We start from the raw sequence: 11,212 nt of genomic DNA on the forward strand, positions 1-11,212 counted from the left end.
CAGGCTCCGTCTCACCCGGCCTGACTGACACTTTGACTTTGCGCCTCAAGCGACATTTCAACTTGGTTGCCACATTGCGCAGCTGCCACGTGGCTCTTCAATCTTCACCTAAAGCCACCTTCTCCCCCAAGGACGCAACTACACGGCTCATCCAGAACTCGTCTTCCTGGAGGTGAGTGATGCTGCCCGGACGCACCCGGAAATTGACGTACCCGACGCTCTCCAGGGGCATCTTAATCCAAGCCGCAACCACGAACGTGAGTGCAAAGCTATGGGTAACAATGATCTGCGTCTTACAAGGCCGGGCTAGGATCTCATCCACGGCTGGCGGAGCTCGGCATCTCCATTGATCACGCAACGGTCGGCCGATGGGTCGTCCGTTACTCGCCCGAACTGCTGGAGCGCTTCAATCGACGCAAGCGACCCGTCACCCGGAGATGGCATGTCGACGAAACCTACATCAAGGTCCGGGGCCAGTGGTGCTATCTGTATCGCGCGATCGACGGCAACGGCGATACGGTCGAATTCTGGTTCAGTGAGCGGCGCAATCTGACCGCCGCCAAGCAATTCCTGAGCCGAGCCCTTAGGCGGCATGGCCGGCCAGAGCGGATCGTGATCGACGGCAGCCAGACCAACCGGGAGGCGATCGTGTCCTGCGACACGGCAGAGCGGCTCCAAGACCGATCTCGGCGCGAGGTGAAGCCGATCCGGATCCGACAAAGCGCCTATCTCAATAATCGGATCAAGCAGGATCATCGTGCCGTCAAGCGCCGAGTTCGTCCGATGCTCGGGCTGAAGTCGATGGCATCTGCTCGGGCGATCTTGAGCGGGATCGAAATGGTTCACATGATGCGCAAAGGGCAGGCGAAGTATGCCTGCGGTCGGCAGCCGTCGCTGGCCGAGCAATTTGAACTGCTCGCTGCCTGAGCCTGTGTCGAAACGTCGGCCATCTCCTCGCGCCGGTGTTGTCACGTTAACTGCTGCCAAACGCATCAAGGCCGACTTGGTCGCAGGACGGGCTCAAGCAGCAATGTTGGCCGCAGACCTCCATTCCGCTATGGCGTTGAGGCGGTGCAGATAGGTGGCAGAAGCGAAGCGGCGGGAGCGGGATGGAACAAAGAGATTGCGGACAGCAGAGAACACGATCACGAACCGCTGCAGGTGCCTGGGTGTTCGAAAGCCCTGCATCGCCCGCTCGCGTCGCCGGAACGGCAGATGCGAATTCTCCGCTCGATTGTTGAGCCCCTTGTGTGAACGGTGTTCGACTACTGGCATGACCTGACGCTGGGCGGCCGCATAGGAGCCAAGCTTGTCGGTAATCATCCGTCGGGGTGGGCAACCCTGCTTCTTCAACAGACGCTTCAGCAAGCGCTTGGCTGCCTTGGTGTCGCGATGCGTCTGCACAATCTCGTCGAGCACATAGCCGTCCTGATCAACCGCCCGCCGGCATCGTTGCGGATGCCGCATGCTGCGCCCCTGCCGTGACTACAGCATCGGACCAAAAAGGTGGACTTTCACCCAAGGGGCGAAACCGATGCTATCGTCCTGGATGAGGGCATCGTTCCGGGCGGGCCCGAAGGGCCGCGCCAGCGAAAACCGGGTTCAACTCTCCGCGCGATGCGCTAGACGTCGGCCGCATTCGCTGCGGGAGCCGCTTCAGCGGAGGCGGTCGGCCTCTTGCGGGAGCGCTTCACGGAAGGCTTCGGGTTGGCCGTGGGAATGTCCGGATTGGTGACCGGCTCAGATTCGACAGGCGTTTTCTTCGTGCGCGAAGGGTACGAAATCGAGCGCTCGATCTCCTTGGCGTCCTTCTTCAGCTTCTTCATGCCCTGCTGGACGGATTTCAGAAGCGCTTCCGCCCCCGAACCGGCCTCGCTCTGCGAAACGATCTTGAGAAGTGTTCTCTCGAGCTTCCTGCCCCTCCTCACGGCCTTTTCGGTATTCGCGAGCAAGCCCTGAAGGATGTTCCTGTTGTCTGCGGCCACGGCCATTGTCTCCTGCAATCGATTAGGGGGCTCGATGACAGGTGTCACGGAACCGTTACAGTAAAGTTTTTTTGACAGTTTTATGACGATCCGCGCATCCGCAGAATCCGACATGGAGGTATTGAGGAGAGCTCAGGCATCGGGTAGGGCGGTGTGAGTTTTCGGTGAGTCGCCCGAGGTTCGTTGTGCTCCTGGCATCAGGTCCCGTTGCCCTTCCCATCCTTCGCCTGTCACTCGGTGAGGCAAGACATGTCCTGCGGACTGCGCGCGCCGTCCTTCTCGATCTCGACGGCACCCTGATCCGAGGACGCGAAGCGATCCAGGGGGCTGCCGCATTCCTTGAGCGCCATGCGTCGCGCGTGGTCATCCTCACCAACAATTCGACGGACACGCCCGAGAGCCTGTGCCGGAGCCTGCGGGCGCGGGGCCTGCGTGCCGAGGAAGGACGGACCGTGCTGGCAGGCGTGCAGGCCGTGGATGCCGTTGCCGAAGGCTGGCCGGGTCGGCGCGTGCTCATGGTCGCGGGCGAGCAACTGAAGGAATATGCCCGCGTGCGCGGACTGGTTCTTTGTCAACAGGGAGCGAATGTGGTGCTGGTCGCAAGGGACGAGCGCTTCGACTATGCGGCCCTCTCCCTTGCCGCCAATGCCGTGCAGCAAGGGGCATGCTTCGTCGCCGCCAATCCGGATCTCACGCATCCTGGACCCGGCAACTCGCTCGTGCCGGAGACAGGCTCGCTGGTGCGTGCCATAGCGGCCGCTGCGGGAAAAGAACCGGACCTGATCGTCGGCAAGCCTCAGTCTGTCCTGTTCCACAGCGCGCTCGAGCGCATCGGGGCACCGCCGGAGGAAGCCCTGATGATCGGCGATAATCCCCTGACCGACGGCGAGGGGGCCGCCCGGATTGGGATGCGGCATGTCATCGTCGGGCCGCAGGGTGGCATGACGATCGCCGATCTTCTCGAGACGTGACGCCCTACTTCTCGGAATTCAGCAGGCGTTTGGTCGCGATGATGTCGTAGGATTTTTCGATGGCGGACAGGGACTTCTCCCACCGGGCGATCGCAGCGCATCCGTAGAGAGCATCGATGACCACCATTTGCGCGAGGCGGCTCGACAAGGCCTCCATCCGATACTTCGTCTCCTCCGCCGCCGTGAACAGCACGACCTCGCAGTAGTTCTGAAGCGGCGACCTGCCGTAATTGGTGATGCAGATCGTGCGGGCGCCAGCCTCCCGCGCGATCCGAGTTGCGGCGAGCGTCTCCTGCGTCCGGCCGGAGTGGGAGATCGTGACCGTCGCAACCTTGGGCCCGGCGAAGCCGGCGCTCACCGCCTGAGCATGGGAATCGGTCACGCTCTTGGTGACGAGTCCTAGGCGCAGGAAACGGTAGGCTGCGTCCTCCGCAATGGGAGCCGCGGAACCAATGCCGTAGAACTCGATGCGCTGCGCCTCCACCAGCAACATGGCCGCCCGGTTGACCGCGTCGGGATCGAGGACCTTCAAGGTGTCCTGTACGGCCAGCATGTGGCTTGTGCCGATCTTCTTGACCACGTCCGCGGGCGAGTCCCCTGGCACGAGATCCTCGTGAAGGAGTGCGCGGCCCGTCGAGATTTCCCGTGCGATCGCGATCTTGAGCTCGGGGAATCCCTTTGCTCCGATCTGCTGGCAGAGGCCGATGACTGAGCCCTCGCTCGATTGCGCCGCCTCGGCGAGGTCGCCCACAGACATGGACAGGACGTCCTCCGGGTTCCTGACGATGACCTCCGCGATTCGTCGAGCGGTCGGCGGCAGGTCCCTGAGCGAGGCCTTCAGTCGTGCGAGCGGATAGTCCATGCGGAACCCTTCCTCTTATTCTGGCGCAACGATAGCCGAGACGGCCGCGCCGGTGCAGCCGCTGTGGAAAATTGAATTTGGTTCAATTGTCATGAAAGTGACATTGAGCGCGGCTTACAGGGGCGCAGACACATCGTGACACCTGTCATACCCGTCGGTCGTCGAAGTTTGCGAGATCCTCATGGCCTCTGTCAGCCTGCGCGGCATCGAGAAATTGTTCGGGTCCACGCGCGTCCTCAATGGCGTTTCGCTCGACATTGCGGATGGGGAGTTCGTCTCGCTCGTGGGACCCTCCGGTTGCGGCAAGACCACGCTGCTGCGGATCCTCGCCGGTCTGGAGGCGCAGGATGCAGGCGACGTCTTCATCGGCGGCCGGCCAGTCGACGACCTGCCGCCGAAGGGAAGGGACATCGCCATGGTGTTCCAGTCCTACGCGCTCTATCCCTACATGACCGTTGCAGAGAACATGGCCCTGCCACTCGTCATGCGCCGGACGTCCTTTGCCCAGCGCCTGCCCGTGATCGGCCGGATGATGCCCGGCACGGGTCGGACGATACGGGGAATTTCCGACGAGGTCAGCGCCGTCGCGGAGAGCCTTGCGATCGATCATCTGCTGGCGCGCAAGCCCGGCCAGCTCTCGGGCGGGCAGAGGCAACGGGTTGCCCTTGGCCGCGCCATGGTCCGCAGGCCGGCCGTCTTCCTCATGGATGAACCCCTGTCGAACCTCGATGCTAAGCTGCGCGTCCAGGCCCGTACGGAAATCGCCCAATTGCATCGCCGCCTCGGCGCCACGTTCGTTTACGTCACGCACGACCAGGCCGAGGCCCTGACGATGTCGGACCGCGTCGCCGTCATGATGGATGGCGAACTGCTCCAGGTCGCGCCCCCGCAAGATGTCTATGCCGATCCACAGCATGTGAAGGTTGCGGAGTTCATAGGAACTCCGCAGATCAATCTCGTTCCTGGTCGGGTGCGCGCTGACGGAGGCGTCGAGGTCCTGGGAATGGCGCTCGGGATCGGCGTCTCCCTGCCGGAGGGTAGCACAGTCTCCGTCGGCTTCCGGGCCGAGGCGGTCGGCATGACGGCCGAAGGCGGGGGGCATTGCTCTGCGCTGGTCCAGCACATCGAGCATCTCGGCTCGGAGATGCTGTTCCATCTCGGCGCCAACGGGCTCGAGCGCACCGTCATCGCCCGCATCCATCCGGCGAGGTCGCCGGGCGCGCGTCCCGGCGACAGTATCGGGATTGAGCTTCACGGCCAACGGGCTTTCGTCTTTGGAAAGGACGGACGCCGCATTCCAGCGCTCCCGTCTGCAACCACGCATGCGCCGCGCCTGTTCGAGCCGGGCGCGATGCTGCGCACGGCTTCTGCTTAGGTGGCCTATGGCTGAGATCGCACTCAAGCCGGCGGAGTACAGCGCGGGCGTGCCGCGTCCGGCCAAAGGCCGTCCCGCAGGTGCAATTCTGGAGAACGTCGCCGGGTGGTCGCTTGCAACACCGGCCCTCGTGCTCATCTGGCTGATGTTCCTGGGACCTGCCCTCGTGGTGATCGGACTGTCGTTCACCGATTGGCAGTTCGGCATGCCGACCGTCGCCTGGATCGGTTTGGACAATTATGTAGAGCTTTTCGCCGACCGGGTCTTCTGGATCTCGCTGACGAACACGCTCATCTATGTCGGCGTGCTCGTGCCGCTTTCGGTCGGCCTGGGTCTCGGCGTCGCTCTCCTGATCGAGGACGGATTGTCCGGCAGCCGCTTCTATTCGGCAATCTACTTCCTGCCCGTGACGGCGACGATGCTGGCCACGGCGCTTGCCTGGGAGTTCGCCTTCCACCCGAGCGTCGGCTTCATCAATCAGATCTTCTCCTTCCTCGGGTTGCCGACGACGGACTGGCTGAAGAACCCGGATACGGCGCTCTTCGCCCTTGTGGCCATCGGCGTCTGGCAGTCGATGGGCCTCAACATGGTCCTGTTCCTGGCCGGATTGCGGGCGATCCCGAAGGATCTCTACGAGGCGGCCGCCATCGACGGTGCCGACAGCTTCTTCGAGCGGTTCCGGCGGGTGACGTGGCCGATGCTCGGGCCCGCCCTCGTCTTCGTCGTGACGGTGACGGCGATCCGCTCCTTCCAGGTCTTCGACACCGTCGCCGTGCTGACCGATGGCGGCCCCAACAAGGCGACCTCGGTGCTGATCTATCAGATGTACCAGGAGGGTTTCTCGTTCCTGCGCTCGGCCTATGCCGCGGCCATCACGGTCGTGTTCCTCGCCTTCACCCTGGTGCTGACGCTCGCCCAGGCCACCCTGCTCGACAGAAGGACGCATTACTCGTGAGAACGGCGCGCACTTCCCTGCGGTCCCGCATCTACTCGGTCCTGCGGCACGCCATCCTGCTCACGGGCGGGGTCGTGATGCTCTTTCCCTTCATCGTGATGGTCTCGACCTCGCTGAAGCCGCCGAGCGAGATCTTCTCGCCGACGTTCACCCTGCTGCCGCAGGAGTGGTACGCCATCGAGAACTTCCGCGAGGCCTTCACCCGGGTGCCTCTGGCGCGCTTTATCCTGAACGGGCTCCTCGTCGGCGCCACGATCTTTCTGTTCCAGGCGCTTTTCGCCCTGCCTTGCGCCTATGCGCTCGCGAAGCTGCGCTTCGCGGGGCGCCAGATGACTTTCGTTCTCGTGATCCTCGCGCTCCTCATTCCACCGCAGGTGCCGGCGATCCCGCTCTATATCGGTATGTGGCAGCTTGGCATTCTCGATACTTATGCCGCGATCATCCTGCCCTCGACCATCTCGGTCTTCGGCATCTTCCTGATGCGCCAGTTCTTCCTGCAGATTCCCGACGACCTCATTCATGCGGCCCGCATCGACGGCCTGTCCGAATTCGCCATTGTCTGGCGCATCATGCTGCCGACGGCGATTCCCGCCCTGACGGCCTTCGCTATCCTGTCCTTCGTCTGGAACTGGAACGATTTCTTCTGGCCTCTCATCGTCATCCAGAGCGAGCATCTGGCAACGCCTCCGCTGGGCATCGTCTTCTTCGACAATGCGGAGGCGGGCACCAACTACGGCCCGCTGATGGCCGGAGCCGTCGCCATCACGGCGCCCCTCGTCATCGCCTTCCTCGTTGCGCAACGCCGGTTCCTCGAAGGCTTCGCCATGACCGGCCTGCGCTGATCACCTCCCTTCTCAACCTGGAGAATCTACCCCATGTCCCTCACTCGTCGTACTATCCTCAAAAGCTCGGCGGCTCTTGCCGGAACGATGGGGCTTCCGCTCTATGCACGTGCGCAGTCCAACCCGGTCGAGATCAGCGTCCAATATTCGCTCCCGGTCCTGTTCAAGGACCTGATGGAGCAGACGGCCCGCGACTTCATGGCCGCCAATCCGAACATCAAAGTGATGCTGCGCGCGCCCGAGCAGGGCTATGAGGAGATCCTCCAGCGCAACCTGCGCGACGCCGTCACCAACACGCTGCCGGATGTCGCCTTCCATGGCCTGAACCGCCAGCGCTCCCTGGCCGAGCGTAACATACCCGTCGACCTGAAGCCTCTGATGGCTGCCGATCCGCGCACGTCCGAGCTCGGCTTCTCGCCCTCTCTGCTGTCGCTTGGCCAGGTCGGCGAGGCCCAAACCGGCATCGGCTTTGCGCTCTCCACGCCGATCTTCTACTACAACGCCGACCTCGTGCGCGCCGCCGGTGGCAACCCGGACAAGCTGCCTACGAACTGGGACGACCTGATCAAGCTCTCGGCCGCCATCGACGATCCTTCCAGGACCATCGCCGGCATGTTCTATGACTGGACGATCACGGGCAACTGGGCCTGGCAGGCGCTCGTGTTCAGCCATGGCGGCAGCATGCTCGATGCGAGCGAGGCGCGCGTGGCCTTCGCGGACGAGCCCGGCCAGAAGGCGATCCGCATTCTTCGCCGCATGGTCGAGGAAGGCAAGATGCGCGACATCAAGCCGGCCACCAGCTTCGCCGACTTCTTCGCCGGCCGCCAAGGCATCTCCATGCAATCCACCGCACAGCTCGGACGCTACAACCGCGAGATCGGCGACCGCTTCAAGCTCATCTGCGGACGCTATCCGATCGCTGCGGCCAACGGCCGGATCCCGACCGGCGGCAGCGTCGGCATGATCTTCGCCAAGGACGAGCAGAAGCAGAAGGCCGCGTGGGAGTTCATCAAGTTCGCCTGCGGCCCGCAGGGCGCAACTCTGATGGTGAAGGCGACCGGCTACATGCCCGCCACGACCGTCCCGGCCACCCGCGACGACATGCTCAAGGCCTTCTACCGTGACAACCCGAACCACCTCATCAGCATCGGTCAGCAGGATGTGATGACGGGCTGGTACGCCTTCCCGGGCCAGAACGCTTTGAAGATTACAGATAAGATCAACGATCACCTGCAGACCGTCGTCAGCCGGTCCAGCAACCCCGATGCCGCCCTCAAGGCGATGGCCGAGGAGGTCCAGGGCATGCTGCCGCGCCGCCAAGGCTAACGCACCGCAGGCATGAGAAAAGGGCGCAGCGGCTTTCAAACCGCTGCGCCTTGCCCTTTATCCAAGGAGTTCCCGACGTGCTGAACCTAAGGCTTGCCGTTATCGGCGATATCCACCACGGGCCCGACAGCTTCACCAAAAGGGGACCGGCGGCTCTCCCGCTGCTCGAGCGATTCATCCAGCAGGCGAACGCCGCAAACGTGAAAGCCGTAGTCGATCTCGGCGACCGGATCTCGGATCGGGATACCGAGCACGATCTTCTCCTCCAACGGGAGGTTGCGGCGCGTTTCGCGGACCTGAACGTCGAGCGCCATCACGTCTGCGGCAATCACGATTTGGATTTTCTATCGCTACAACAGAACGAGGACATTCTCGACCGACCGCTCGGAAGCCGGGTGGTGACCATTGCTGGGCTTCGGACTCTGTTCTGGCAGCCCGATGTGAACCTCCGGCGGCATCCCGGCCTTCGCCTTGCACCGGGCGATCTCGATTGGCTCGCCACAACTCTTCCGGCCGATGACGCGCCGACGCTTCTCGTGAGCCATGTCCCGCTCTCCGGTCAGGCAATGGACGGAAATTTCTGGTTCGAGCGAAATCCCACATTTGCAGCTTATGCCGAGACCCCGGCGATCCGTGCGGTGCTGGGCTCCTGTCCAGGTCCGCTCGCCTGCCTTGCCGGACACGTCCACTGGAACTCGGTCACCGTCGTCGATGGCATCCCCCACTTCACTCTCCAATCCCTGACCGAGAGCTTCACCACATCGGGCCTTCCGTCCGAGGCGGCGGGAGTGATCGAGTTCTCGGACGGAGTTCTTCACTTCTCGGTCTCGGGCCATGATCCCTTCGCGGTGTCGTTGCCTTTCGAGAGGACACGCCGGCGCTGGACTGCACCGCTCCCACCGTTTCAGATGGAGCCCCATTACGCTGAGCGTGCCGGCGATTGACTTCAGTGCCGCCATGGCGTGATCGTCCCGCATGGCGGTCTGGCGTTCTCGCCATCCGGGCTGCGCGGCCGTCATGGTACTGTCAAGTTGGCAAGGACCGGCGCCTGTGGCACGGTCTTGGACATGAGCACGACGTCCAAGCCGTACCGCGGCTTCCGTTTCCCGGCCGAAATCATCGATCAGGCTGTTTGGCTCTACCACTGCTTCAGCCTGAGCCTGCGAGAGGTCGAGTTGATCCTCGCGGCACGAGGTGTCGTAGTCAGCTACGAGACTGTCCGCGAGTGGAGTCGGCGCTTCGGGCGGACCTACGCCAAGACCCTCAAGCGGCGCCGTCCGAAACCTGGTGACAAATGGTTTCTGGATGAAGTGTTCGTCCGCATCCGAGGCCAACTGCACTACCTCTGGCGAGCGGTCGATCAGCACGGAAACGTGCTTGATGTGTTGGTCCAGAGCCGCCGTAACAAGAAGGCTGCCACGCGCTTCTTTCGCAAGCTGCTGAAGGGTCTGTGCTACGTGCCCAGAGTGATTGTGACCGATAAACTCGGATCCTATGGTGCTGCCAAACGCGAGATCCTGCCGGGCGTGGAACATCGGCAGAGCCGGTATCTGAACAACCGATGTGAGGTGTCGCACCAACCCACCCGACGACGGGAGCGCCACATGAGGCGGTTCAAATCAGCCCGGCAGGCCCAGCAGTTTCTCGCCACCCACAGCCCGATCCACAACCATTTCCAGCTCGGCCGCCATCGCCTCTCGGCCAGTGAGTACCGCGCTGCCCGCGATCGCGCCTTCGCCACCTGGCGTGATGTAACCAGCGCCGTGCTCGCAGGCTAAGCTGGAAGATGCCAGACGACAATGCTGTCTCTTCGGTGTCAAGTTGACAGTACCCACTCACTGCCATGTTCACCTCATCCCTCGGAGAAGGGGTGACGTGGCGGAGCCGCGCGGTGGTGTTCGTGGGGTGATACCTGGCAAAGCCCTATATCGGGCCACGTAGCCTCATACTCTCATTTTGTAGTTGCTCCATAATCCACAGCCGTCCACAGTCCCTCTAGAATGTTCTTCTTTCGTTCTAAATCCGTGATAGAATTAGGAACATAAGTTAGGAGATTTTAGAATGAGATTGTCTCGCCTGTCCCTACGTATCTGGAAGCTCATTGAGGCTCATGCCGAAGGCCCCGTAGCGATTGGAGCATTGGCGTTGATCGTCCTTGCGCTGGTCTTGGCGAAGTACCTTGCCGAATTGTGAGGCTGAGAACTCGTGCTGGGCAAGGAAGCCTGACAGGAGCAGAATAAAGGCTTGGCCGTTAGCGTAGGAGCCTTTTATAGCGCTCCCTTGGCGCAAACTTCACTCACGGCCTGTCGGCTCGCACCCCGTCAGGTTGTTTCTTTGGCGTTGATTGCCAATTGCCTCTCTGAGTAGCCCAGAATGGGAGCTTACCGGCTGAGGTGTACCGGCCGATATTCCTGTAGCCATGCCACAGTACAGTCTCTTCATCTGGAACCAGCATAACAGGATCAAGTATCCCAAGAGCTTTGACCTACCCGATACTGAGGCTGCCCGTCCCGTCGCTCTAAAGGTTGCTCGGGTCTTCATGGACGTTGTGCCGTACTGGAAGGAGTTGTCTCCTGACCAGCAGAATGACTTTGTCGTTGAGGTGGTTGATGAAGCTGGTGAAACGGTCCTCACTGTCCCATTTAGGGAAGGAACCGACGCTGAGGCCAAACCAAGCTAGCGGTACACCTGGCCAAAAAGAAGCCCCGCCAGAGGACGCTGTTTCCGACGGGGCGAGATAGCCAAGGGTAGGGAGGAACGCTACTAGCCTAACAGAGCGTCCCATCAGGTCTGTGCGGAGGCGCACAAAGGCTAGGCCGTGGGTTTTGCGCTCCGAAAAGGGCAAAACCCTATGGCCTGCCCCATGAGGGTGATCCGGGTGTGATGTTAATTCAGG

General features: G+C 62.2%; 12 protein-coding genes and 2 pseudogenes. 10 read left to right on the top strand and 4 right to left on the bottom strand.

From position 1 onward, the window contains the following. Positions 1-97: 97 nt before the first annotated feature. Positions 98-322 (bottom strand): histidine phosphatase family protein, encoded by a 225-nt coding sequence (locus LG661_RS25560; RefSeq protein WP_407666816.1) that lies wholly within the window; start codon positions 320-322, stop codon positions 98-100. Positions 323-324: 2 nt separating this feature from the next. On the opposite strand from LG661_RS25560, the pseudogene LG661_RS22950 reads away from it, so the two are divergent. After that, positions 325-927: pseudogene (locus tag LG661_RS22950) on the top strand (IS6 family transposase); the annotation flags it as partial. Positions 928-1,020: 93 nt separating this feature from the next. On the opposite strand, the pseudogene LG661_RS22955 reads toward LG661_RS22950, so the two are convergent. Further along, positions 1,021-1,443 (bottom strand): annotated as a pseudogene (locus tag LG661_RS22955) (DDE-type integrase/transposase/recombinase); the annotation flags it as partial. Positions 1,444-1,622: 179 nt separating this feature from the next. Beyond that, complete coding sequence (locus LG661_RS22960; protein ID WP_230534318.1) at positions 1,623-1,985, bottom strand: hypothetical protein; 363 nt, start codon at positions 1,983-1,985, stop codon at positions 1,623-1,625. 164 nt (positions 1,986-2,149) lie between these two features. On the opposite strand from LG661_RS22960, the gene LG661_RS22965 reads away from it, so the two are divergent. Continuing rightward, complete coding sequence (locus LG661_RS22965) at positions 2,150-2,956, top strand: HAD-IIA family hydrolase (protein ID WP_230534319.1); 807 nt, start codon at positions 2,150-2,152, stop codon at positions 2,954-2,956. 4 nt (positions 2,957-2,960) lie between these two features. On the opposite strand, the gene LG661_RS22970 is transcribed toward LG661_RS22965, so the two are convergent. After that, positions 2,961-3,818 carry a MurR/RpiR family transcriptional regulator gene (locus LG661_RS22970; RefSeq protein ID WP_230534320.1) on the bottom strand — a complete coding sequence of 286 codons (858 nt, stop codon included), beginning with the start codon at positions 3,816-3,818 and terminating at the stop codon, positions 2,961-2,963. Positions 3,819-3,999: 181 nt separating this feature from the next. Between LG661_RS22970 and LG661_RS22975 the strand changes: the two genes are divergently transcribed. From LG661_RS22975 to LG661_RS25565, 8 genes are all read left to right on the top strand, one after another. Further along, a complete protein-coding gene (locus LG661_RS22975) occupies positions 4,000-5,193 on the top strand; it encodes an ABC transporter ATP-binding protein (protein WP_230534321.1) in 1,194 nt (397 codons plus the stop codon). A 7-nt stretch (positions 5,194-5,200) separates the two neighbouring features. Continuing rightward, a complete protein-coding gene (locus LG661_RS22980; RefSeq protein WP_230534322.1) occupies positions 5,201-6,148 on the top strand; it encodes a carbohydrate ABC transporter permease in 948 nt (315 codons plus the stop codon). Then, complete coding sequence (locus LG661_RS22985) at positions 6,145-6,990, top strand: carbohydrate ABC transporter permease (protein WP_230534323.1); 846 nt, start codon at positions 6,145-6,147, stop codon at positions 6,988-6,990. The genes LG661_RS22980 and LG661_RS22985 overlap by 4 nt, the downstream gene beginning before the upstream one ends. Positions 6,991-7,023: 33 nt before the next feature. Further along, entirely contained in the window at positions 7,024-8,316 is a 1,293-nt protein-coding gene (locus tag LG661_RS22990; protein WP_230534324.1) for an ABC transporter substrate-binding protein, read from the top strand. 77 nt (positions 8,317-8,393) lie between these two features. Next, positions 8,394-9,260, top strand: a complete 867-nt coding sequence (locus tag LG661_RS22995; protein WP_230534325.1) for a metallophosphoesterase family protein — start codon at positions 8,394-8,396, stop codon at positions 9,258-9,260. A gap of 123 nt (positions 9,261-9,383) precedes the next feature. After that, complete coding sequence (locus LG661_RS23000) at positions 9,384-10,094, top strand: IS6 family transposase (protein WP_230534326.1); 711 nt, start codon at positions 9,384-9,386, stop codon at positions 10,092-10,094. A gap of 283 nt (positions 10,095-10,377) precedes the next feature. Then, positions 10,378-10,509 carry a hypothetical protein gene (locus LG661_RS25180; protein WP_268995509.1) on the top strand — a complete coding sequence of 44 codons (132 nt, stop codon included), beginning with the start codon at positions 10,378-10,380 and terminating at the stop codon, positions 10,507-10,509. 226 nt (positions 10,510-10,735) lie between these two features. Next, positions 10,736-10,996, top strand: coding sequence for a DUF6894 family protein (locus LG661_RS25565; protein WP_407666817.1), 261 nt, complete (start codon positions 10,736-10,738; stop codon positions 10,994-10,996). Positions 10,997-11,212: the final 216 nt, after the last annotated feature.

The sequence above is a fragment of the Microvirga roseola genome (genome assembly GCF_020866965.1).
GTDB lineage: Bacteria > Pseudomonadota > Alphaproteobacteria > Rhizobiales > Beijerinckiaceae > Microvirga > Microvirga roseola.

Excerpts from the sequence above, each read along its gene's own strand:
- LG661_RS23000 (WP_230534326.1), top strand. The coding sequence starts at position 9,384 with ATGAGCACGACGTCCAAGCCGTACCGCGGCTTCCGTTTCCCGGCCGAA.
- LG661_RS22990 (WP_230534324.1), top strand. The coding sequence starts at position 7,024 with ATGTCCCTCACTCGTCGTACTATCCTCAAAAGCTCGGCGGCTCTTGCC.
- LG661_RS25180 (WP_268995509.1), top strand. The coding sequence starts at position 10,378 with ATGAGATTGTCTCGCCTGTCCCTACGTATCTGGAAGCTCATTGAGGCT.
- LG661_RS22975 (WP_230534321.1), top strand. The coding sequence starts at position 4,000 with ATGGCCTCTGTCAGCCTGCGCGGCATCGAGAAATTGTTCGGGTCCACG.
- LG661_RS22970 (WP_230534320.1), bottom strand. The coding sequence starts at position 3,818 with ATGGACTATCCGCTCGCACGACTGAAGGCCTCGCTCAGGGACCTGCCG.
- LG661_RS22980 (WP_230534322.1), top strand. The coding sequence starts at position 5,201 with ATGGCTGAGATCGCACTCAAGCCGGCGGAGTACAGCGCGGGCGTGCCG.
- LG661_RS25565 (WP_407666817.1), top strand. The coding sequence starts at position 10,736 with ATGCCACAGTACAGTCTCTTCATCTGGAACCAGCATAACAGGATCAAG.